The sequence below is a fragment of the Microbacterium sp. sgz311019 genome, assembly GCF_056135325.1.
In genome coordinates, this window is sequence record NZ_JBWAXO010000003.1 from 83012 (window position 1) to 105805 (window position 22794).

Consider the following 22794-nt stretch of genomic DNA (forward strand, 5'->3'; position numbering starts at 1 on the left):
GTTCGGGCCGGTTCGTGCAGGATCGGATCAGGGGTGCTCGGAGAGCGCCTCGTCCACCGTCACCGGGAGCTTGTCGTGCGTGTTCAGCAGGCGGAAGATGAGCGCCGCCACGATGCCGCCGACGATCGGGGCGAGGAAGTACAGCCAGTACGAGCCCCACGCGAAGTGGCCCGTGATCGAGAGCGCGAGCGCGACGGCCGGGTTGAACCCGCCGCCGGAGATCCCGCCGACCGCGACGGCGCCGACGAAGACCGTCGAGCCGATCGCCAGGCCGTAGAACGAGTTGTTCGCGTTGTCCTTCGACGTCGCGACGTTCAGCACCACGTAGACGAGCACGAGGGTCCAGAGCGCCTCGACGAGGAACGCCGGGCCGACCGAGATGTTCATCGGAGCCTTGGCGACGGGCCAGAGCACGAGGCTCAGAGACGCGCCGAGCGCCGCGCCGACCAGCTGAGCGATCACGTAGACGATGAGCGTCGCGACGGTGATCGCGCCGCGCAGCCACACGCCCACCGAGACGGCCGGGTTGAAGTGCGCGCCCGAGACGTGTCCCGTGGCGAAGACGAGGACCATCAGGACGAAGCCGATCGCGAGGGGCGTCAGGGCGCTCCCGCTGTTGACGGCGCCGATGATGGCGAAGACGAAGATGAATGTGCCGACGAACTCGGCGACAGCGCTGCGAAGCGTGCCCGTCATGAGGTTTCTCCTCTTGTCAGAACGAGACGCGGAAGGGCGCGTCACAGGGTACCCAAAGAGAGTAGCCGACTGTCAGCGCTCTCCCAGGGACGCTCGCCGCGTACGGGTGAGTTCGGGGATGCGGCGCCTGCCCGCGTTTCGGCCATGTCGGGCCTGCGGCTCATGGATTGATCCACTACCGTCGATGCGGGGTCCTCTCCCCGCCGTCCCCCGAAGGAGCTTGCATGAGCGATTCCCCCCGCACGGCGCCGGCCTCGCCTTCGGCGTCGGGCAGCGGCACTGGCAGCGCTCTCATCGCCGAGGCGTTCGGATCGTTCCTGCTGGTCCTCGCGCTCGTGTCCACCGCCCTCTTCGCCGCAGGGTTCGGCGAGGGGACGCCGGCCGCGGACAAGGGCGTGGGCTTCCTCGGCATGTCGTTCGCCGTCGGGCTCGCCATGATCGGCGGGTACTACGCGTTCGGCCCGATCTCGGGAGGCCACTTCAACCCCGCGATCACCCTGGGTCTCGCCGCAGGCGGCCGCTTCCCGTGGCGCCGGGTGCCCGGCTATGTCATCGCCCAGGTGGTGGGCGCGGCGATCGCCACCACGGTCATCGTGCTCATCGCGCTCACCGGGCCCGCCGGCTGGCTGAAGACGGTGCAGGACGCCGGCTTCGCCTCCAACGGCTGGGGCGACCACTCCCCGGCGGGTTTCGGCTTCGGCGGGGCGGTGATCGTCGAGCTCCTGTTCACGGCGCTGCTCGTCATCGTCTTCCTCGGGGTCACCCACCCCGCCCGCGGCACACGGCTCGCGGGTGTCGCGATCGGGCTCACCCTGACCGCCATCCACCTGGCGACGATCCCGATCGACTTCACCTCAGTCAATCCGGCGCGATCCATCGCCACGGCGATCTACGGCGGAAGCGAGGCGCTCGCGCAGCTCTGGGTGTTCATCGTCTTCCCGATCGTCGGCGCGCTCGTCGCCGGCTTCGCCTACAAGGGGCTGTTCGACGTGGCCGCCGACGGCGGCATCACGCAGGCCGACTGAGGCGGATCAGCCCGCGACGAGGCGCTCCGTCCCGCGCTCGTACTCCGTGAGGTCGCCCGACTCGCCTGCTCGGTAGGCGAGCCGCCCGATCACGAGCATGTAGACGAGGAACGCGGCGAGCGCGGTCGCGCCGATCGCGAGCTTGACCTGCCACGGCCACTCCCGGGGAGTGACGAAGCCCTCGATGCAGCCTGAGACGGCGAGGGTGCCGATGACGCCCACGGCGATGGTCGCGAGCGACCGCCCGGCGGCCGCCAGCGCCTCGCCCCTCGAGCGCCGGCCCGGCGCGACCCACGCCCAGAACACGTGGAGTCCCGCAGCCGCCGCCACGAAGATGCTCGTGAGCTCCAGCAGCCCGTGCGGTGCGATGAACTGCAGCAGGATGTCGCCCTTGCCGTACGCGATCATCACGGCGGAGACCGAGCCCACCCCGACGGCGTTCTGCATCACGACGTAGATCGGCCAGATGCCGGTGATCCCGAACAGCACGCACTGCGCGGCGATCCACGCGTTCTTCGTCCACACCGTCGCGGCGAACACGCCGTTCGGGTTCTCGCGGTAGTAGTCGACGAAGTCCTGCTCGGCGAGCTTCTGCAGCTGCGCCTTCGAGCCGAGGGAGGCGAGGGCGGCCGCATCCTGTGAGATCCAGAACGCCGTGAGGCACGCGACGATCCCGAAGCCGACCGCGATGGCCAGCGTCGTCCAGCGCACGCGGTAGAGCGCCGCCGGAAGCTGGTGGGCGAAGAACCGCGGCACCTGCCGCAGGACGTTGTCGGGCGAGCCCGTGAGGCGCAGGCGCGCCCGCGCGAGGAGCGTCGAGACGTGGTCGCCCTCGACGGTCCGGCCTGCCGACGTCTTGATGTCGGCGAGATCGGCCGAGGCCGCCCGGTACCGGGTGACCAGCTCGTCGACCTCCGCCCCGCTGAGGCTGCGCTTGCGACCGAGCTCGTCCAGGCGCGCCCACTCGTCGCGGCGCACGGCGACCAGGGCGTCGAGGTCCATGCGGTTTACTGTAGCCATGCCCGCACCGGTCGCGATCGCCCAGGACGAGATCCTGACCGGCGAGGCCGTCGCCCTCGACGTTCAGCCCATCGGCTTCTTCCTGCGCGCGCTCGGGCTGGCGATCGACATGGTGGTGAGCATCGCCGTGCTGCTCCTGTTCGTGTGGGCGACGGGCTGGATGCAGAGCCTCGGCGTCCTGGACGCGTCCACCGGCCGCATCCTGATGCTCGTGGTGGTCGTCCTGGTCACCGTCGTCGTCCCGACGACGGTGGAGACCCTGTCGCACGGCCGCAGCCTCGGCAAGCTCGCGGTGGGCGGCCGGATCGTGCGCTCCGACGGCGGCGCCGCCGGTTTCCGGCATGCCTTCATCCGGGCGCTCGTCGGCGTCTTCGAGATCTGGATGACGCTCGGCGTCGTCGCCGCGGTCACCGGCGCGTTCACCCCGCGCTCGCAGCGGCTGGGCGACCTGACCGCCGGCACCTACAGCGAGCGCACCCGCACCCCGAAGCTGCCGGCCGCGGGATCGGGTCTTCCGGCCGGACTCGAGCCGTGGGCCGTGACGGCGGACGTCGCCCGACTGCCCGATGCACTGGCGCGCCGCTGCGCGCAGTTCGTCCGTCAGGCCGATCGCATGGAGCCGGCCGCACGCGCGCGGCTCTCGGCATCCCTCGCCGCCGAGGCCGTCCGCTTCACCTCTCCCGTGCCGCCGGTCGATGCGGAGACATTCGTCCGCGCCGTCGTGGCCGTGCGACGCGCCCGCGAGCAGCGTGCGCTCGAGCTCGAGGGCGTGCGCGTCCAGGAGCTGCTGAAGGGCGTGCGGTAGGCGCTCTCAGTACCGGTAGTGGTCGAGCTTGTACGGCCCATCGATCGGCACGCCGATGTACGACGCCTGCTCCTCGGTGAGCGCGGTCAGCTGGACGCCGAGCGCATCGAGGTGCAGACGCGCCACCTTCTCGTCGAGCGCCTTCGGCAAGACGTGCACCCCGAGCGCGTAGGCGTCGCGGTGGGCGTAGAGCTCGATCTGGGCGAGCACCTGGTTGGCGAAGGACGCGCTCATCACGAACGACGGATGACCGGTCGCGTTGCCGAGGTTCAACAGGCGGCCCTCGCTGAGGACCAGGATGCTGCGCCCCGTCGGCAGTCGCCACTCGTGCACCTGCGGCTTGATCTCGATGCGCTCGACGCCGGGGACGGCGGCAAGGCCCGCCATGTCGATCTCGTCGTCGAAGTGGCCGACGTTGCCGACGATGGCGAGATGCTTCATGGAGAGCATGTGGTCGACGGTGACCACACGCGTGTTGCCGGTCCCCGTGATGACGATGTCGACATCGCCGATCACATCGTCCAGGCGCGCCACCTGGTAGCCGTCCATCGCGGCCTGCAGCGCGCAGATCGGGTCGATCTCGCCGACGATGACACGCGCGCCCTGGCCGCGCAGCGCCTCGGCCGCGCCCTTCCCCACGTCGCCATAGCCGACGACGAACACCGTCTTGCCGCCGATCAGCACGTCGGTCGCGCGGTTGATCCCGTCCGGAAGCGAGTGACGGATGCCGTACACGTTGTCGAACTTCGACTTCGTCACCGAGTCGTTGACGTTGATCGCGGGGAACAGCAGGTCACCGGATGCCGCGAGCTCGTAGAGGCGGTGCACGCCGGTCGTCGTCTCCTCCGTCACGCCGAGGAGGCCGTCGGCCATCCGCGTGAACCGCTGCGGGTCGCGCGCAAGCGAGGCGCGGAGCGTCTCGAGAACGATGCGGTACTCCTCGGACGCACCGTCTGCCGGCTCGGGGACGGCCCCGGCCTTCTCGAACTCGACGCCCTTGTGCACGAGCAGGGTGGCGTCTCCGCCGTCGTCGAGGATCATGTTGGGACCGTCGAAGCCCTCCGCCGTCCAGTCGAAGATGCGGTCGGCGAGCTGCCAGTACTCCTCGAGCGTCTCGCCCTTCCACGCGAACACCGGAACGCCCTGCGGCTCATCGACGGTGCCCGTCGGCCCGATCACGACCGCCGCGGCAGCCTCATCCTGTGTGGAGAAGATGTTGCAGCTCGCCCAGCGCACCTGCGCGCCCAGGGCGACGAGCGTCTCGATGAGCACCGCGGTCTGCACGGTCATGTGCAGGGAGCCGGCGATGCGCGCGCCCTTCAGCGGCTTGCTCTGGCCGAACTCGGCGCGCAGAGCCATGAGCCCGGGCATCTCGTTCTCGGCCAGGCGCAGCTGATGGCGGCCCGCCTCGGCGAGGGAGAGGTCGCGCACGGCGTAGTCGATGCGGGAGGAAACGTCGGTCTGAGGCATCCCGCCATTCTCCCACGCGGGCGCGTCGCGCCGGAGTGCAGGGGATGCCGCGGCTACAGGCGCATCGTCTCGTGGCGGATGACGACCCACCCCCGGGGTACGGACAGCCGATCGGTGTGCAGTGCGCACAGGTCGTGCGCGTGCGGGTCGGCCTCGCGTCCGAGCGGTCCGATGGCGGCCATCTGGTCGGCGTAGTCGTACGTCAGGGTCGCCACGGCCTCCTTGGAGCATCCGACCTTGGAACACTGTCTCTCGCGCATCGGCACCACGCTAGCGGGCCTGTCCGACACCGGCGGCGAGCCGCGCCGTCCGCTCCGTCCGAGTGCCACGCGGCCGCCGCCTCCGACGGCGCCTCGGCCTAGGATGGTCGCATGCTGCGACGCCGGACGAGCCGAACCACGGCGGCGCCTGCTGCGCGTCCATCCCGCCACGGGCGGCACGGACGCGAGGGCCGCAGCCCGGTCGTGCGACCGCCGCTGCCGCCCCTCGAGACGCGGATCGACCGCTTCGACCTCGCCGTCGGCACCGCCGCGGAATTCCTCCGCTCGGCGTGGCCGGAGCTGCGCGATGTGCGTTTCGAGATCGGCGATCTGCCTCCCGCCGTCGAGGGCGACGGCATCCCGCGCTGGACGGTGTCGTCCGCGGAGAAGCGCATCATCCTCTACCGCATCCCGATCGAGCGCCTGTCGCACCTGCATCGCAACGACGACCTGCACCGGCGCATGGTGATCGAGGCGAGCGTCTTCCGTGCGGCGGCCGAGTACCTCGACCGCGACCCCTGGGACCTCGGCCCCGAGCGCTTCCACTTCTGAGACGAGCCGTCAGCCCGAGTACACGTCGATGCTCGCCGCGGCGGCGGCGCCCGGCCAGACCGGGATGTCGGCGAGCGCACCGGCGCCGGTGAGGGTGACCGCCGCCCGGATGCGCGCGCCGTTCTGGGGGTCGAGGGTGAACGACGACCGCGCCGCGACCGAGACATCGATCGTCTGACCGGCAGGGACCGTGAGCGAGCGCGCCGATGACCCGTCCACGGGCGTCAGCTTCACAACCGCGGCCTTCGTCCCCGGGTTCGCGATCGACACCACGGTCGACGGACCGTCCGGGACCGTGACGAGAGTGGATGCCGACACCTCCGGCACCGCCGGGTACCACGCGAAGTCCGATCCCGCGGCGAAGCCGGTGGTGGACCACACCGCCGCGACGACGCGGGCGTCCGAATCGACGCGCACGGTGTGCCGACCCGGCGCGAGGTTGGACAGCGCGACCTCGGCGGGGACCCCCGCCTGCAGCGGCACGCTCTGGCGCGACTCGCTGACGCCCGACATGCTCAGCACTGTCACGGTCGCAGTCGACGTGGACGTCGTGGACAGCAGCCGCAGCACCGTGGTCGGGTTGTCGTTCGATCCCGTCGTCGGCGAGGCCGCGACGGTGACACCGGGGATGACCTGCGTGCGCTCCGCGGTCTGGACGGCGGTCACCTGGTCGACACCCCCCGGGACCAGCGTCCGGGTGATGCTCGCCTGGAGGGCTGCCCGCACCGGCGCCCCGGAGGCCGAGACGTGCACGACGGGCGCCTCCTCGCCGAGGATGAGGCCGGCGAGCGGCACGACCCGCTCCGTCCCCGGAGGGATGACGAGGGTGCCCCCCGGGGGCACCTGGCCACCCGACGCTCCGTACACGGTGAGCTGGACGGTGGCGGGAACGGCACCGGGGTTCGCCAGCCGGACGAGGTCGGATGCACCGGTGGTGCTCGCGCCCCCGACCAGCCACGACTCGAGACGCGGCTCCTGGCACGAGGAGGCGGCGAAGCCGGTGAGGTCGTCCGACTGCACCGTCGCAGAGCCTGCGCCGGAGATGATCGAGCGAGCGCTGCCCACGGGCGGCGCCGTCAGGACGGGCGCGCCGCCGTTCGTGAGGCCCGGTAGGCTGACCGCGCTCTGCCGGGGCGCCGGCAGCCCGGCCGGGGCGGCGGTCGTGAGCCTCTCGGGCGCAGCCACCGCGAGCGCAGCGGCGTTCTGCGCGTTGCGGCCGAGGGCGAGGAGCGGGCCCCCGCAGACGAGGACGGTGTCGGTCGGCGCAGGGGTCGCGGTGACGCTCACCGGCTTCTGCGTGTGCGTGGGCCACGGGATCGCGACGGCCGCGGCGACGGCGATCACGAAGACGGCGGAGGCGAGCACCCCGGCCAGGACGCGGGCGCCCGTGGTGGCGAGCCGAAGCATGCGACGGTCGCTCATCGCGCCTCCTGCCCGTGGGGCCCGACGACGCGCGGGGCGCGGCGGGCGGCGCGACGCGAGGCGCGCGTCGGGATGGCGAGGAGCAGCGCAACCAGCAGCACCCCGAGCTGCAGCGCGGCGATGACGACAGCGGTGCGCTGCGGGTCGTCGGCCGGCTCGGCCCGGGCTGCGACGGTGCGCCCGACGCGCCACAGCGTGCCCTTCTCGGTGGTTCCCACCTGCTCGAGTCCGTCGCGCTGATCGAGCGACGTCTTCACCTGCATGCTCAGCGCGCGCGCCTGGTCGGACTCGTCGCTCGGGGGCGGTGCGAGCACGATGAAGCCGATGCCCCGCGCGGCAAGTCGCGCGACGACGTCGGGCGAGGTGCTGGTCACGAGATCCGCCGTCAGCGCGGCGATCTCCCGGTCCGCCGGTGTGGCCGATGGTGTGGACGCCTGGATGGTGGAGTGGCCGGCGAGGGTCTCGCTGCCGCCCCAGATCACATCGGATGCGGCGGCACCGCTCTCGAGGGGCGTGATCGTGAACGTGCCGACCTGTGCATCCTGCCGCCCCTCCGCGGCCACGTATGCGGGAAGCGTCGAGGCGGGACCGTTGGTCAGGAGCGCCGTGCCACGCGTGGCGGAGGTCAGGGCGGGGAACGCCACCACGGCCAGGGCCGCCATGACGAGCACGGCGACCGCGGTGCGCACGAGCCGCACGCGCGCGGCGAGGCCCGCGTCGAGGAAGACGAGGGCGGCGCCGAGCGCTCCGATCCAGGCGAGACTCAAACCGGCGCCCGGCCAGACCGCCACGGCGATGTCGGCCGACGCGGCGACGGCGATGGCGGCGGCGGCGAAGGCGGTGCCGATGCCGAGCGCGCTGATGACGAGGAGGACGATGCCGGCCGCCCAGCGCGATGTGAACGGTGCGAGCAGCGCGAGGATGGCGATCGGCGCGATGAGCAGCGGCACCCACCAGGTCACCGTGCCCCAGCCCCATTCATGAAGGAGCGCGCCCCATCCGCCCGGGTCGGCGGTCGGGAAGCCCGCGGCCAGCAGCGCGCGGCCGTGGACGGTTGCCGCCACCTGGGGTCCCGGCCACGTGAGACCGGGATCGGCGAGCAGCCCCCACGGGTTCCCGGCCCGCAGCTGGTGCCACACCAGCGGCAGCACGACGAGCACCGTCGGGGCGACGAGCCACAGCACGCGAGCGAGCCCGCGACCCGAGCGGACGACCGCGGTCAGCACGATCATCCCGAGCCAGATGACGATGACGGCGGGCGCGAGCGACGGCGAGCACGCGACGACCGCCGCGACGACGATGGATGCCGCCCCCGCGGCCGCCCACGACCGGTGCGCCACGGAGCCGGCGAACAGCGCCCACGGCAGCAGCAGATGCACGAGGACGCCCGTGGGCCGCCCGTCGATCAGCGCCGCGAGGAAGGTCGGAGCCAGCGCCCACGCGACGCCGGCGAGAATGCGCAGGATCGACCGCTCGGTGATCCGGGTCGCGGCGAACCAGCCGCCGAGCACCGCGAGAGGCAGCGCCAGGATCCACAAGAGCACCATGGCGCGCGAGGGGTCGACGGGTGAGAGCGATCCGATGAGCGCGATGACGCCGGCGAACGGGTCGGCAGGCATCGCGCCGTCAAGGCCGGTGCTGCGCAGCCCGTAGGCGGCATCCGCCCACAGCCTGGCGACCGTCGCGGCCAGCGGCTGCAGCGCGCCGCCGCCGAGCACCGGCCACGCCAGGAGCGCGGGGAAGGCGGCGATCGACAGCACCAGCGCTCCCAGCACGATCCAGGCGCCTCCCCCGGTGAAGAAGCGCAGGTCGCTGCGTACGACCCCGTCGTCGGCGGACCCGTCGTCGGCATCCGCGTCGAAGCGCTCGCGCAGCTGCGCGCGGGTGACGCGCAACGGCGCGAGCCGCGTCCACGGGATCTCGCGCGTGCGACGGATGCGGGCGCGCGCCCGTGCGATCTGATCCACGCGGACGAGCGCCACGAACGCGGCGCCCCACTCGGGAAGCACACGCGCGGGGGTCTTCGCGACGAGCGCGACCATCGTGCGCCAGAGCGCGAGCGGCAGCAGCGAGAGCCAGTGCACGGGAACAGCCACGACCGGCGCGTAGGCGAGCCGTCGCTGAAGCTGCGCACGGCGCTGTGCGTAGACGTTGTGGCGGCGGCGTGTGCCGTCCGACGGCATCGGCAGTCCGGCGGCGCCGTCTCCTGCCACGGCCACGATCGCACTCGGCACCAGGCTCACGCGGGAGCCGAGGAGCCGCGCGCGTACCGAGAGGTCCAGACCCTCATCGGCGCCCGCGAGCCCGCGGTCGAGGCCGCGCAGACGTCTCCAGGCACCGGAGCGCACGAGCATCCCTCGCACGTCCGCGCCGAGCACGTCCTCGTCGGCGTCGCGCTGGCCCTGATCGAGCTCGCCGTCGGAGAGGCCGACAGCACGCCCGTAACGGGTCATGCTCACGCCCAGCGACGCGATCTCCGTCCGGTCATCCCAGCGCACGAGCTTGGGCGCGGCGATGGCGACCGAGGGGGCGAGCTCGAGGACCCCGAGGAGTCGCGCAAGGGTCTCGGACTCCGGGGCGGTGTCCTGCGCCAGAAGCCAGACGGCCGCGCCGTCGCGGACGTCGTCATCGCGGCCCTCGTCGGGCGCATCGCCGTCGCCGCGGCGGCCGATGTCGAGAGCGGCGGCGAAGCTCGTACCGGCCGGCGCGGTGACGATGGACGCCGACCCGGATGCTGCGGCGGTCGCCAGCGTTTCGTCCGATCCGCAGAGCACGACCGTGACCGCATCGGGGCGACGGGTCTGCGCATCCACGGCGCGCAGCGTGCGCTTCAGATGGAACGCCGCAGGCGCGCGACCATCGGGACGAACGACGATGAGGGCATGAACTCGGGCGGGCATGGCCCCGCCAGACTATGCGCGGCCGCGCGCCGCCCCGGGCGCACGCGCCGCGGAGCGTCAATCACGCGCGACGCTTGAGCTTGCGCCGTTCGCGCTCGCTGAGTCCTCCCCAGATGCCGAAGCGCTCGTCGTTGCGCAGCGCGTACTCGAGGCATTCCGATCGCACGTCGCACGAGGTGCAGACGCGCTTCGCGTCACGCGTGGAGCCGCCCTTCTCCGGGAAGAACGCCTCCGGATCGGTCTGCGCGCAGAGCGCGTCGGTCTGCCAGGCGAGCGCATCGTCGTCTTCGAGATGCGGTTTGCGCACCGCATCCAGGCGCCGCACCCCGGGAACGCCGAGATCGACTGGATCGACGAACCAGTCCTCAGGTGCACCGGAGCGATATTGTGAGACCCCCATCTCGCTTCCCCCTCTGTACGACTCCCCGTGCCGTGTCCCCCGGACCCCGACACCTACCGGCAGATGCGCCGATACGGATAATTACACCGTTGTGATTCGCCGAGGTCAAGTCGCGGATACTAAAGCCTCATCTCGGAGTTGAACCTTCATGACGCGCCGTCGGCGTGTCACGATCCGGGCACGCCGCATCGGGCTCCGCCCATCCCCTCGCGATAGCCTGTGTGCACGATGGCGGTCTTCACGAAGCACCCCGTGTCGGCTCCGCCGACACCGCCGGTCCGCGAGACGACCGGCCACCTCATGCTGCGTGCATGGTGCATCTTCGTCCTGTTCCTCGCGGTGAGCGGGGTCGCGTGGGTCAACGCCTTCGGCGCCGTCGTGGCGGGAGCGGTCGCCATCGCGAGCGGCGTCGTCACGATCGTGCTGTGGGCGACGCTCCGCCCGTTCATCCAGTGGCGGCGGCTGCCATGGGTGGTGTTCGCCTACGTCGCGTGGGCGACCCTGTCCATCGCCTGGTCGGCGTGGCCGGGCGTGTCCGCGCTCACCTGGCTCATGCTCGCGATCACGACGCTGCAGGCGCTGTTCGTCGGGGCCGCGCTGACGTGGCGGGAGCTCGTGCGCGCCATCAGCTCCGCGCTCAAGTGGGCGCTCGGCCTGTCCCTGCTGTTCGAACTCGTCGTCGGCATCTTCGTCCGCGGCCCGGTGCTCCCCGGATTCGAGCGTCCGACCGAGCACCACGACCCCATCGTCTACTGGTCGCGCGGCAACATCTTCAACTCCGGACGGATGCAGGGCATCTGGGGCAACGCGAACCTCCTCGGCGTCGTGGCGCTCCTCGCGATCATCGTGTTCGCGATCCTCTACGCCGCCCGCTCCCCCCGCCGGCCGATGCTGATCGTCTGGATCGCGATCTCCGCGTTCTTCTTCGTCCGCGCGGGATCCGCGACGACGTATCTCTCGGCCGTCGTCGTCGCGGTCGTCCTGGTCACGATCCTCCTCATGCGCACCACGAAGCGCCCTGGCGAGCGCACGCGCTACTACATCGCGTACGCGGTCGTCGGGATCGGCGGCCTTCTCGCGGTCATCCTCTGGCGCACGGAGCTCTTCACCCTCCTCGGCCGCAACTCCGATCTCACCGGTCGCGAGACCATCTGGGCGGCCGTGCTCTCGCGCGCATCCGAGCGTCCGTTCGCCGGGTGGGGATACGCCTCGCCGTGGATCGCCGGCGACCCGCACTTCGACCGCTGGATCATCGACCACGGCCAGACCGTCATGCAGGCGCACAACATGTGGATCGACCTGTTCCTCCAGCTCGGCGTCGTCGGAGTCCTCCTCATGGCGGGCGTCTACCTCGCCTACATCTGGCGGGCCTGGTTCTTCGCGGTCGACCGGCCGCGCTGGGACCTCGACGCCGATCGCCCCTACTCCCCTCTCACGCTGCTCCCCTCGCTCGTCGGCGCCGTGCTCATCGTGCAGGGCCTCGCCGAGTCCGGCCCCCTCATCCTGTGGGGCTGGATGTTCGTCGTGATGTTCGGCTTCAAGATCAAGCAGGCCCCCGTGATGGGCCAGGGGCCGGCGGAGGTCGGCGCGGCGATCGAGCGCGGAGAGGCCGTGCCCGCCGATGCCGCTGCGCCGGCGGAGGGCCCAGGGGACCCCGCATCCGCCCCCGCCGATCCGTCTCCCGGATCCGAGCCGCCCGCGCCCGCCGCGGGAGCGGGCTCATGAGGGCCTGCACGCCGTGAGCACACCTGCGCACGGCCATCGGCCGATGCACTACCTCGCGGAGGTGCTGCGCTCCGCCGATCTCGCCCGCGCCTACACCCTGAGCGCCCTCGCCGCCGTGTTCGGCGGCTACGCGATCGAGCACACGACCAGCACCGTCACGTACGTCACGATCATCGTCGGGCTCGTCGCGATCGGCATCGGGATGCTCGTCGCCCGCCGCCGCGAGCTCTCGATCGCGAGGTTCGCCCCGCTCTCCGTCATCGCATTCCTCGGGTGGGCGCTCGCCAGCGCGTTCTGGAGCTCGGACACCCAGGCCACCGTCATCCGCTGGTTCTCCATCAGCGCGCTCGCGGTGATGGCGATCGTCATCGCCCATGTGCGCGACACGCTCCAGACGGCACGGGCGCTCGGGGATGTCATGCGCGTGCTGCTGTCTATCTCGCTCGTGCTGGAGATCATGTCGGGGATCCTGCTCGACATCCCGTTCACGTTCCTCGGCATCCAGGGGAACATCGCCTCCCTCGGGCCGATTCAGGGCATCTTCGGAACGCGCAACCTGCTCGGCTTCTACGCCGTCATCGCGCTCATCACGTTCCTCATCGAGTGGCGGACGTCGTCCGTGTCCGCGGGCGTCTCCATCTACTCGGTCGTCCTGGGCGGCGTGCTGGCCGTGCTCTCGGATTCGCCGACCGTGGTGGTGCTCGGGGTGTCGGTGGCCGCGGCCGCGGGCGTCCTCGTGCTCGTGCGGCACACGGTGCCGTCGCGGCGAGCCCCCCTCCAGTGGGGGTTGGGGGCGGTCGTCGTCATCGGCCTCATCGCGGCGTACTTCATGCGACAGCCGATCGTGCAGATCATGGGCGCCGGCACGGACTTCTCCCTCCGCACCAACCTCTGGCGCACGGCGATCACCTACTCCGGCTTCTACCCCGTGCAGGGCTGGGGATGGTTCGGCCCGTGGGACCCCGAGCACTTCCCCTTCAACGTCATCAACCTCGTGCTGGGCGACAAGAACGCATCGGCGCTCAACGCGTACATCGACGTGCTGCTCCAGCTCGGCTGGGTGGGACTCCTGCTCTTCCTCACCCTCGCCGGCATCGCGCTGGTCCGGTCGTGGCTCGTGGCGAGCGAGCGGCGGTCGGTCGTCTACGCGTGGACGCCTCTCATCCTCGTCACCCTCCTCATCGACTCGCTCTTCGAGAGCTTCACCCTCATGAGCGCCGGCTGGGTCATGCTCGTGCTCTGCGCCGCACGCGCCGGCCAGTCCCGCTCCTGGCGCGACCGCATCGAGATCGACCAGCCCTCGGCGAATCTCCCCACCGAGTAGCGCGTATGCCCTCGCCGGTCCGCCACAGGCGGCCAGGATAGGATGTGCTCCGCCATGCCTCTCGTCTCCGAAACTCCCCGCGTGACCGAATCCACCCCGTTCGACCCGGCATCCGCGACGATCGTCGTCGTCACGTACAACCGCTCGGGCCTGCTGACGCGCCTGCTCGAGAGCCTGACGGTGATGGACCCGAAGCCGGGCCACGTCGTCATCGTCGACAACGCCTCGATCGACGACACGACCGAGGTCGTGGACTCGTTCCGCGACCGCGTCGGGACCGAGATCGTCTACCGCCGTCTTGAGGAGAACACCGGCGGCTCGGGCGGATTCAGCGAGGGGATGCGGGTCGCCTACGAGCTCGGATCGACCTGGATCTGGCTCATGGACGACGACGTCGAGGTCATCCCCGACGGCCTCGCCAAGATGGGCGCCTGGGCGCCGCGATTCAAGAGCATCCAGGGACGCCGCTACGACTACGACGGCAGCCCGTTCTACTGGCAGTACCGCATCGCGGAACCACTCGCCATTCCGATCCCCTATGCGCCGTCGGGCTTCGACGAGACGCGCTACAAGGTCATGAACAGTGGATGCTTCGAGGGCATGTTCATCCACCGCGACATCGTCCAGCAGATCGGCCTGCCTGACCCGCGCTTCTTCATCTATTGGGACGACCAGACCTACGGCTGGCTCGCGTCCCGCCGGACCACCTCCGTGATCGTCGACGACTTCGTCCTTCGTCGCACGCGAGAGATCCGCCAGTGGGACATGGGCATCCGGCACCTGAACGCCTCGAGCGATGCGTACCGGTACTACATCATGCGCAACCGCGCGATCATCAAGCAGTACTACCGCTCAGCCGGCGTCTACCGCCCCGCGCTGTTCGCGGCGGGTACGGCGCTCACGTTCGGCAAGGAGCTCATCCGGCTCGTCGCCGTCGAGCGCAAGTTCCGCGGTACCTCGAACCTGTGGAGGGGCCTGCGCGACGGCGGGAAGATCGCGCGAGACGCGGCGTGGCAGCCCATGCCGCCCCTCGCGGCCTGACGGCCGCCGGACTCAGTTGTAGTCGGTGTTGTAGCGGTCGAGGACCTCGGCGAGCGGCGCATCCATCGCCAGCCGGCCCTTGTCGAGGTAGAGGCCGCGCGTGCAGAACCGGCGCAGGTCGCTCTCGTTGTGGCTGACGAAGAAGAGGGTGCGTCCGTCGGCTAGCAGCTCGTCGATGCGGCGGTAGCACTTCTCGCGGAAGGCCTTGTCGCCGACGGCCAGCACCTCGTCGACCAGCAGGATCGGCTCCTCGAGCTGCGACACGACCGAGAAGGCGAGTCGCACCTTCATCCCGTTCGACAGGTGCTTGTACGGCGTGTCGATGAAGTCGCCGAGCTCCGCGAAATCGATGATGCCATCGAAGCGACGCGCGATCTCGTCCCGGCCCATCCCGTGGAGGCCGGACGTGAGCCTGATGTTCTCGCGCACGGTGAGGTCGCCGACGAACCCGCCGGTGATCTCGATCAGCGGCGCCACGCCGCCGTTCACCTGGACACGACCCTCGTCGGACAGGAGCACTCCGGCGACGAGCTTCAGGAGGGTGGACTTGCCCTGCCCGTTGCGGCCGACCACACCGATCGACTCGCCCTGGTGGACGTCGAACGTGACCTCGCGGAGAGCCCAGAACTCGTCGGGTGCGACCCGACGCGATGAACCGCCGAACAGATCCTTGATGCTGCGGCGGCCGCGCCGGTTGCGCCGGAAACGGATGCCGAGGTCGCGCACCTCGATGGCGGGACGCTCCATCACAGCTCCTTCAACACGGGTCGCTCAAGGGACCGGAACACGAAGACTCCGGCGATCAGGAAGGCGAACGACACGATGAAGCTCGCGACGACGGCCGCAGCATCCCACTGGGCGGGGAAGAACGCGACCCGGTACATCGTGAAGATGCCCGAGAGCGGATTGAAGATCGCGATCGATTTGAAGATCGGAGGAAGGTCGTGCATGCCGTAGATGATCGGCGACACATAGAAGAGGGCACGGAGCACGAGGCGCGTCGTCCGCTCGAGGTCCTTCCATAGGACGCACAGCGGCGCGACGATCAGGCCGAGCCCCACCAGGAGGACGGCCTGAAGGATGACGGCGACCGGGAACCACACCACCTGCCACGTCAGATGCGCTCCGGTGAATATCGCGAAGACGACGAGTACGGGAAGCGAGTAGATGAACTCGATTCCCTTGCTGAGCACGATCCGGTTCATCCAGATCGACCGAGGGATCGCTGTTGAGCGCACCAGGCGCCCGTCCTTGTTGAAGGCTGTCGTGAAGTCACTCACCGCCGCGTTGAACCACACCCAAGGCAGCAGCGCGGACAGGAGGAACACGATGTACGGCTGGTCGCCCACGTGGCCCTTGTGGAACACCTGTGTGAACACGAACCAGTAGATGACGCTCATCACAAGCGGGTCGAGCACCGACCACAGGTATCCGAGCGCACTCGTCGCGTAGCGGACGCGGAGGTCGCGCGCCGAGAGCAGCCACAGAGAGTAGAGGTAGCGCCGGGGCGAGCCGGGCGCGCCGACGGCTGTGGCTGAAGTCACGCAGACGAGTCTAGGTGGAGGCTCAGGATGCTTCTGCGCCCGCGAGCTGGTTGCTCCACATCGACAGCGCCGATCCGATCGCCATGTGCATGTCGAGGTACTGGTACGTGCCGAGGCGGCCGCCGAAGAGGACGTCCTTCTCCCCCTTGGCCAGCTCGCGGTACGCGAGCAGGCCGGCACGGTCCTCAGCAGTGTTCACCGGATAGTAGGGCTCGTCCTCACGGGACGCGAAGCGCGAGAACTCCCGCATGATGACGGTCTTGTCCGCGGGGTATCGGTCGGCGCGCTCGGGGTGGAAGTGGCGGAACTCGTGGATGCGGGTGTAAGGGACGTCCGCATCCGCGTAATTCATGACCGACGTGCCCTGGAAGTCCCCGACATCCAGCACCTCCTGCTCGAGGTCGATCGTGCGCCATGAGAGCGCGCCCTCGGCGTAGTCGAAGTAGCGGTCGACAGGGCCGGTGTACACGACGGGCAACTGTCCGACGGTCGCCCTCTTGCTGAGCGGCTGCGACTCGTCGAAGTAGTCGGTGTCGAGCTTCACGTCGATGTTGGGATGGTCGGCCATCCGCTCGAGCCACGCGGTGTAGCCGTCGGTGGGCAGACCCTCCCATGTGTCGTTGAAGTAGCGGTTGTCGTACGTGTAGCGGACAGGCAGCCGGCTGATGACCTCGGCGGGCAGGTCTTTGGGGTCGGTCTGCCACTGCTTACCGGTGTAGTCACGGATGAACGCTTCGTAGAGCGGCCGGCCGATGAGCCCGATGCCGCGCTCCTCGAGGTTCGCGGCATCCTTCGCGTCGAACTCGCCAGCCTGCTCGTGGATCAGAGCACGCGCCTCGTCGGGGGTGTAGGCAGCATTGAAGAACTGGTTGATCGTGCCGAGGTTGATCGGCAGCGGGAACACGACGCCCTTGTGGTTCGTGTAGACGCGGTGCACGTAGTTCGTGAACGTGGTGAAGCGGTTGACGTACTCCCACACTCCGGGGTTGGAGGTGTGGAACAGATGGGCCCCGTACTTGTGGACCTCGATGCCTGTCGTCGGCTCGTCCTCGCTGTAGGCATTGCCACCGATGTGAGGACGACGGTCGATCACGGTGACTTTGCGGCCGGATGCGGCGGCGCGCTCGGCGATCGTGAGACCGAAGAAGCCGGAGCCGACGATGAGGAGGTCCATACGGCTATTTGCCCTTTGTCGAACAGGCCGCTTGCATGCGCGGTCGGCGGAGGGTCCGCCGACCTTGAAGTCTACGCAGGCGTAAGACCGGCAGCCGAGAATCACGGCCCGCACGGTGCTCACAGCCGGATCTCATAGGCTGATTCCGCCATGACACTCGAAATCTTCGTGCCCTTCTGGGGCGCCCCCGAGCTCCTCTATGAGACCGTCGCATCCGTGCGTGCGCAGCATCGGACCGACTGGCGCCTGATCGTCATCGATGACTGCTACCCCGATGAGAGCGTCCCCGCCTGGTTCGCGGAGCTCGGCGATGAACGCGTCGAGTACATCCGGAATGAAGTGAACCTCGGCATCACCGAGAACTATCGCCAGGCCATTCGTCGGGCCACGACGGACTACGTCATGATCCTCGGCTGCGATGATCTGCTGCATCCCAACTATCTCGACGTGGTGCATGCCACCATCGCCGCCGTTCCGGACGCCGATGTCGTGCAGCCGGGCGTGGACGTGATCGACGAGCGTGGCGCCGTCGTCCATCCGCTCGTAGACAAGGTGAAGACCGGACTCCTCGCTCCTCGGGGCGGGCGAGGGATCGCGGTCCTCAAGGGGGAGGTCATGGCAACGAGCCTCATTCGAGGCGACTGGCTCTACTGGCCTTCTCTCACTTTCCGCACCGAGACGATGCGACGGGTCGACTTCCGCGAGGGCCTGCCGATCATTCAAGACCTCGCGCTTCTCATGGATATCGCATTCGACGGTGGATGCCTCGCCTACAACCCCGCCCTCGCCTTCTCCTATCGGCGCCACGGCGGCAGCGCATCGCAGAAGACGCTGCTCGACGGGCGGCGATTCACCGACGAGCGTACGTACTACGGGCAGGCGCGCAAGCTGGCGCGCGCGAAGGGCTGGCGCAGGACGGCATCGACGGCCAGGTGGCGCGTGATGTCGAGGCTCCACGGCCTCGCGGAGCTCCCTCGTGTACTCCGGTACGGAACCCGTCCTGGGCTACAATCGACGCTGGCGCACATCTTCGCCGTCTAACCGTACTCGTGCGTTCGCGCGAGCGCCTCCCCGCTTTCAGGAGTTCCTGCATGCCCGACCATGTGCTCATCACCGGCGGCGCTGGCTTCATAGGAACCCACCTCGCTCGACGGTTCGTCGAGGCCGGGCATACCGTGAGCGTTCTCGACTGCCTGCTGCCTCAGGTGCACGGGGACGACCCGCGGAACACCTCGCCGCTGCTGCGCTCCCTCGATGGTGTCGCGAGCGTGATCCACGGCACGGTGACTTCTTCAGACGATCTCCGCACCGCGATCGAGGGCGCCGACATTGTGGTCCACTTGGCCGCCGAGACAGGCACCGGCCAGTCCATGTACGAGATCGACCGGTACGTCGAGACGAACGTGGGCGGGACCGCGAAGCTCCTCGACCTCCTAACGAACACATCGCACTCCGTGAAGCGCCTGGTCATCGCGTCCTCGCGCTCGATCTATGGCGAGGGCGCGTACCGGACCGAGGACGGACGAACTGTCTATCCACCGCACCGTGCCGATGCGGACATGGCCGCCGGTGATTTCGACGTGTACCACGAGGGCGAAGGCCCGCTGACGATGATCCCCACCGCCGAGCAGGCGAAGCTGCATCCGTCATCGGTGTACGGGATCACGAAGCAGATGCAAGAGTCGCTCGTGATGACGGTCGCGCCCACGATCGGGATTGATGCGGTCGCGCTCCGCTATCAGAACGTGTACGGACCAGGACAGTCGCTGAAGAACCCGTACACGGGGATTCTGTCGATCTTCTCGACGCTGATCCGCCAGGGGAAGGCGATTAACATCTTCGAGGACGGGCTAGAGAGCCGGGACTTCGTCTACATCGATGATGTGGTCGAATCGACATTCCTCGCATCCACCATCCCCTCCGCCGCGGGTCAGACCCTCAACGTCGGCAGCGGCGACGCAACCACCGTCAGCGAGGTTGTCGCCGCCCTGTTCGCGGCGTTCGGCACAGAGGTCCCGGTGACGGTGACCGGCAACTACCGGCTGGGAGACATCCGTCACAACGTCGCCGATCTCGCCAACATGCGCGAGGTGCTGTCGTACGAGCCTCGGACGGACTTCCGCTCGGGCGTCGCTCGCTTCGCCGAGTGGGTGCTGTCCGAGCCAATCGAGGAGAGCGGCTACGAACGGTCGCTGAAGGAGATGGCTGAGCGGAGCCTCCTCAAATGAGGCATGCCGATCGCAGCTGGATCGATCCCCGAAACAACTCCCTGAACCTTCTGCGGCTGGTGATGGCGGCCATGGTGCTCTTCCACCATGTGTTCCCCGTGACTGGTCGGGGCGACGGCATCGAACTGACCCCCGGCGAGTCCATCGGCGGCTGGGCCGTGTTCGGATTCTTCATGATCTCGGGCTACCTCATCACGGGCGCCCGACTGCGATCGGACGGCGGCAGATACCTCATCAACCGGATCGCGCGTCTCTTTCCGGCCTTCTTCTTCGTCAACATCCTCACGGCGTTCCTGCTGGCGCCGATCGCCTTCCTTGTTCAGAACGGCACGCTGTCCCACTTCCTCTCAACCGCGAACACGCCCGGCAGCTACGTCTTGGCGAACGCCTGGTTGCGCATGAACGACTACTCCGTCGCCGGCACACTCGCCGACGTGCCGTACCAGCACGTGTGGAACGGCTCACTGTGGAGCCTCTACTACGAGTTCTGCGCCTACCTCCTGGTCGGGCTGTTCTGCGTGCTGCCGGTTGTTCGCCGGAGCATCTGGCCGATGCTGCTCGCATTCGTTGGGACGTGCGTGCTGAAGGTGTGGAACCAGGAGTTTACGGTCCTTCTCAGCGGAATGTCGTTCGACGTCGTCCAGTTCGGTCGACTGCTGCCGTTCTTCTTCGGTGGAGCTCTGGTGTTCATGCTCAGGGACCGCCTCGGCGACCGGTTCCCCCTCGTTTGGTGGGGCGCGATCGCAAGCGCCGTCGCCACGGTGACCCTCGTGCTCGCGTTCCCCGCGTTCGGTGGGCAGATCGCAGCGCCGTTCCTGACTTACATCTTGATCTGCATCGGCGCCCGGCTTCCGTCGCCGCAGCTGTTCCAGGTGCACGACTTCTCATACGGCGTCTACGTGTGGGGCTTCCCGCTGACGCAGATGCTCTGTCTGTTCGGGTGGGCTGGCGCACCGCTTCCCGTGTTCTTCGCGGTGCTGGTGGTCATAACGGCGGCGATGGCCGTGCTGTCATGGTTCCTGATCGAACGTCCCACGATCCGCTGGTCGCGCGGAAAAGCCCGCGCATTCGGCGATATCCGAGCCGAAGCGCGCTGACCGGGCGCTCAGGTCATCGCGTATTGCCGCTTGACGTAAGCGACGAAGAGCGATCGGTACAGTCCAGGCGCGATCTTGAGGAGAAGCGCCCCCAAGCCCACGATCGGGCGCCGACCCAGAGTCTCCCCGAGCATCCGCATCGAGATGCGGGATCGGCACCCCGCTAACACTGGCGACGCTGCAGCGCTGTCATGCGAACGCATGGCGGACTGCGCGGTCAGCATGAAGAAGAGCGTTCTGCACACGTTCAGCGCCCTGCGCCGATGGGGTACGGCCAACCAGCCGTCGAGCGAGCGCTCCAGATACTGAAGTGCTCGCTCGGTCTCGGCGATGTCCGGCATCCGCCCCCACGTGAGGCTCCCTGGCGCGACGTGGTATCGCGTGAGGGCATCGGGGATGGATACCACGGATGCGACGCGTGAGAGCGCGACCGCTCCGACGACCTGATCCTCGAATCTCCGAATGTCTTCTGGATACAAGAGTCCGGCGAACGCCGACCGACGGATGATCTTGTCCCAGGGAAACGGCGTGATCTCACCCGTCATCATCCGTTCTGCCGCAGTGTCACCGCTCATGCGCCCCAGCCGGGCAGAATGTGCGATCCGCTCCCCGCCGTCGGGAAGGACCACCGTCCGGCCGCAGATGGCCGCATCCCCGTCCCCGCGCGCCGCGTGCATCCTCTCGAGATAGTCGTGCTCCCACGCATCATCCGCGTCCAGGAAGGCGATGAAGTCGCCGACCGCTGCGTCGAGGGCGGTGTTGCGTGCAGCGGAGATCCCCCGGTTCTCCCCGTGGGTCAGAATACGAAGCCGGTCATCCGTGATCGTCTGGAGCAGGGCCAGCGTGCTGTCCGTCGAGCCGTCATCGACGGCGATGACCTCGAAGTCGGCATCACCCTGAACGAGAATCGATCGAACCGCTCGTTCCGCAGTCGAGGCGGCGTTGAAGAGAGGGACGACGACCGTCGTGCGGGGCATCAGACACCTTCCGTCGCGCGCCTGCGAAGTGCGCGCATCACGAACACGAAATGGAAGACAGCACCCGCCAACGGCCCAATCGTGAGCGCGAGGATGGTCCGCGTTGTGAGGTCCGCCGGCGACAACATGATCGCTGTAGAGATGATGAGCGCGAGGTACCACCCCAGGGTGTTCACCGTGTGCTCGTCGAGGGCCAGTGCCACCGAACCACCGAGAACCAGGAGAGCCAACAGCGATGCAGCGACGACCAGCATGGCGAGCACCACTGGCGAATTGCCATAGCCAGGCCCGAAGACAAGCTGCATGATCCATGGTCCGATCAGGGCTGCGAGGAGGCCTCCGAGTACTGCGACGGCCAGAACCACGCCCATCAGTCGCATCAGCGAGGATCGAGCCCGCTCCGGGCGCCCGACGAAGGAGGCGATCACCATGGATTGGAACGCGTTGACGGGGATCAGCAGCGGCGCCCTGGTCACGGACACCGCCACGATCAACGGAGCTGCGCCGGCGTATTCCGCGGGTGCCGTCGTCAGACTCATGAGGAGAGGAAAGCCGGTGACGAGCAGCGCGGTTGCGCCGGACGCCGCCATCGAGTTCGCGACGCGCTTCAGCAGCGCAGCCAAACCGAGTCGGATGCGAAGGCCCCACAGCTGCCGCCAGCCAGGTAGGAGGAGGGTGGCCACGAGCCACGTCAGTGTGCCTGCTGTTGCCGCCATCTCGAAGCCCAGGAAGCCCCATCCGAGGAACGCGGCGGCGAGCGCGAGCGCGAGCCGCACGAGCGATTCACCGGCGCTGAGCGCGGCGAAGCCCCTCCACCGCCCGAGTCCCGCGAGCATTCCCACTGTTGCGACATGCCCTGCATAGAGGAATGCGGCGCCTGCGATAAGAAGCATTGGGGCTATCACGCCGTCGAGCGCTGCGAAGACCGACTGCCACAGAGGGAACGACAAGAGAACGATTGCCGACGCGGCGGCTCCGACGATCAGCGCTGCGGCAATCGGGGAGGTCGTCCCGGGAGCGCCATCGGGTGCGCCTCGGTCTGCGCGCACAGCGCGCGTCATCTCGTTCTGAATCCCTGAGAGCACTGCGAACACGGCGAACAGCGCCGCCCAATAGGTGAGGAAGGCGGTGTTC

At 68.9% G+C, this 22794-nt stretch carries 21 protein-coding genes; 9 read left to right on the forward strand and 12 right to left on the reverse strand.

Annotation, left to right across the window (positions count from 1 at the left end):
• Positions 1–27: 27 nt before the first annotated feature.
• Entirely contained in the window at positions 28–696 is a 669-nt protein-coding gene (locus AC0NZN_RS05905; protein ID WP_474591349.1) for an MIP/aquaporin family protein, read from the reverse strand.
• Positions 697–920: 224 nt separating this feature from the next.
• Between AC0NZN_RS05905 and AC0NZN_RS05910 the strand changes: the two genes are divergently transcribed.
• A complete protein-coding gene (locus tag AC0NZN_RS05910) occupies positions 921–1721 on the forward strand; it encodes an aquaporin (protein WP_474591350.1) in 801 nt (266 codons plus the stop codon).
• A 6-nt stretch (positions 1722–1727) separates the two neighbouring features.
• Here AC0NZN_RS05910 and AC0NZN_RS05915 read toward each other — a convergent pair whose 3' ends face one another.
• Positions 1728–2723: a stage II sporulation protein M gene (locus AC0NZN_RS05915; RefSeq protein ID WP_474591351.1), complete on the reverse strand. Its 996-nt coding sequence runs from the start codon at positions 2721–2723 to the stop codon at positions 1728–1730.
• 16 nt (positions 2724–2739) lie between these two features.
• Between AC0NZN_RS05915 and AC0NZN_RS05920 the strand changes: the two genes are divergently transcribed.
• Entirely contained in the window at positions 2740–3546 is an 807-nt protein-coding gene (locus AC0NZN_RS05920; protein ID WP_474591352.1) for an RDD family protein, read from the forward strand.
• Between the two features lie 6 nt (positions 3547–3552).
• Here the strand turns inward: AC0NZN_RS05920 and ahcY are convergent, their stop codons facing one another.
• Together ahcY and AC0NZN_RS05930 are read right to left on the reverse strand one after the other, a co-directional pair.
• On the reverse strand, positions 3553–5016 hold the full coding sequence (ahcY, locus tag AC0NZN_RS05925) for an adenosylhomocysteinase (RefSeq protein WP_474591353.1): 1464 nt from the start codon (positions 5014–5016) through the stop codon (positions 3553–3555).
• A gap of 53 nt (positions 5017–5069) precedes the next feature.
• Positions 5070–5276 carry a DUF3499 family protein gene (locus AC0NZN_RS05930; RefSeq protein WP_474591354.1) on the reverse strand — a complete coding sequence of 69 codons (207 nt, stop codon included), beginning with the start codon at positions 5274–5276 and terminating at the stop codon, positions 5070–5072.
• A 204-nt stretch (positions 5277–5480) separates the two neighbouring features.
• Between AC0NZN_RS05930 and AC0NZN_RS05935 the strand changes: the two genes are divergently transcribed.
• Positions 5481–5828, forward strand: coding sequence for a metallopeptidase family protein (locus AC0NZN_RS05935; protein ID WP_474591614.1), 348 nt, complete (start codon positions 5481–5483; stop codon positions 5826–5828).
• A 9-nt stretch (positions 5829–5837) separates the two neighbouring features.
• On the opposite strand, the gene AC0NZN_RS05940 is transcribed toward AC0NZN_RS05935, so the two are convergent.
• The 3 genes from AC0NZN_RS05940 to AC0NZN_RS05950 all read right to left on the reverse strand — a co-directional run bounded on the left by AC0NZN_RS05940 (position 5838) and on the right by AC0NZN_RS05950 (position 10550).
• The gene (locus tag AC0NZN_RS05940; protein WP_474591355.1) at positions 5838–7250 is read right to left on the reverse strand and encodes a DUF5719 family protein; all 1413 of its coding nucleotides are present in this window, start codon (positions 7248–7250) and stop codon (positions 5838–5840) included.
• The gene (locus AC0NZN_RS05945; RefSeq protein WP_474591356.1) at positions 7247–10150 is read right to left on the reverse strand and encodes a glycosyltransferase; all 2904 of its coding nucleotides are present in this window, start codon (positions 10148–10150) and stop codon (positions 7247–7249) included. The genes AC0NZN_RS05940 and AC0NZN_RS05945 overlap by 4 nt, the downstream gene beginning before the upstream one ends.
• A gap of 61 nt (positions 10151–10211) precedes the next feature.
• Positions 10212–10550, reverse strand: a complete 339-nt coding sequence (locus tag AC0NZN_RS05950; RefSeq protein WP_474591357.1) for a WhiB family transcriptional regulator — start codon at positions 10548–10550, stop codon at positions 10212–10214.
• A gap of 228 nt (positions 10551–10778) precedes the next feature.
• Here AC0NZN_RS05950 and AC0NZN_RS05955 point away from each other — a divergent pair, with 228 nt between their 5' ends.
• The 3 genes from AC0NZN_RS05955 to AC0NZN_RS05965 all read left to right on the forward strand — a co-directional run bounded on the left by AC0NZN_RS05955 (position 10779) and on the right by AC0NZN_RS05965 (position 14640).
• Positions 10779–12275 (forward strand): O-antigen ligase family protein, encoded by a 1497-nt coding sequence (locus AC0NZN_RS05955; RefSeq protein ID WP_474591358.1) that lies wholly within the window; start codon positions 10779–10781, stop codon positions 12273–12275.
• A 13-nt stretch (positions 12276–12288) separates the two neighbouring features.
• Positions 12289–13599 carry an O-antigen ligase family protein gene (locus AC0NZN_RS05960; protein WP_474591359.1) on the forward strand — a complete coding sequence of 437 codons (1311 nt, stop codon included), beginning with the start codon at positions 12289–12291 and terminating at the stop codon, positions 13597–13599.
• A gap of 81 nt (positions 13600–13680) precedes the next feature.
• A complete protein-coding gene (locus tag AC0NZN_RS05965) occupies positions 13681–14640 on the forward strand; it encodes a glycosyltransferase family 2 protein (RefSeq protein ID WP_474591360.1) in 960 nt (319 codons plus the stop codon).
• 12 nt (positions 14641–14652) lie between these two features.
• Here the strand turns inward: AC0NZN_RS05965 and AC0NZN_RS05970 are convergent, their stop codons facing one another.
• The 3 genes from AC0NZN_RS05970 to glf are packed head-to-tail and all read right to left on the reverse strand — an operon-like array spanning position 14653 to position 17358.
• A complete protein-coding gene (locus AC0NZN_RS05970; RefSeq protein WP_474591361.1) occupies positions 14653–15387 on the reverse strand; it encodes an ABC transporter ATP-binding protein in 735 nt (244 codons plus the stop codon).
• Entirely contained in the window at positions 15387–16184 is a 798-nt protein-coding gene (locus AC0NZN_RS05975) for an ABC transporter permease (protein ID WP_474591362.1), read from the reverse strand. Before AC0NZN_RS05975 ends, AC0NZN_RS05970 begins: the two co-directional genes overlap by 1 nt.
• 22 nt (positions 16185–16206) lie before the next feature.
• Positions 16207–17358 (reverse strand): UDP-galactopyranose mutase, encoded by a 1152-nt coding sequence (glf, locus tag AC0NZN_RS05980; protein ID WP_474591363.1) that lies wholly within the window; start codon positions 17356–17358, stop codon positions 16207–16209.
• Between the two features lie 150 nt (positions 17359–17508).
• Between glf and AC0NZN_RS05985 the strand changes: the two genes are divergently transcribed.
• From AC0NZN_RS05985 to AC0NZN_RS05995, 3 genes are read left to right on the forward strand one after another with little or no spacing between them, the layout of a single operon-like run.
• A complete protein-coding gene (locus tag AC0NZN_RS05985) occupies positions 17509–18399 on the forward strand; it encodes a glycosyltransferase family 2 protein (RefSeq protein ID WP_474591364.1) in 891 nt (296 codons plus the stop codon).
• Between the two features lie 50 nt (positions 18400–18449).
• Positions 18450–19586: an NAD-dependent epimerase/dehydratase family protein gene (locus AC0NZN_RS05990; protein WP_474591365.1), complete on the forward strand. Its 1137-nt coding sequence runs from the start codon at positions 18450–18452 to the stop codon at positions 19584–19586.
• Positions 19583–20683, forward strand: a complete 1101-nt coding sequence (locus AC0NZN_RS05995; protein WP_474591366.1) for an acyltransferase family protein — start codon at positions 19583–19585, stop codon at positions 20681–20683. Before AC0NZN_RS05990 ends, AC0NZN_RS05995 begins: the two co-directional genes overlap by 4 nt.
• Positions 20684–20691: 8 nt before the next feature.
• On the opposite strand, the gene AC0NZN_RS06000 is transcribed toward AC0NZN_RS05995, so the two are convergent.
• Both AC0NZN_RS06000 and AC0NZN_RS06005 read right to left on the reverse strand, forming a co-directional pair.
• Positions 20692–21660, reverse strand: a complete 969-nt coding sequence (locus AC0NZN_RS06000; protein ID WP_474591367.1) for a glycosyltransferase family 2 protein — start codon at positions 21658–21660, stop codon at positions 20692–20694.
• The gene (locus AC0NZN_RS06005; protein WP_474591368.1) at positions 21660–22754 is read right to left on the reverse strand and encodes a hypothetical protein; all 1095 of its coding nucleotides are present in this window, start codon (positions 22752–22754) and stop codon (positions 21660–21662) included. The genes AC0NZN_RS06000 and AC0NZN_RS06005 overlap by 1 nt, the downstream gene beginning before the upstream one ends.
• Between the last annotated feature and the right edge of the window lie 40 nt (positions 22755–22794).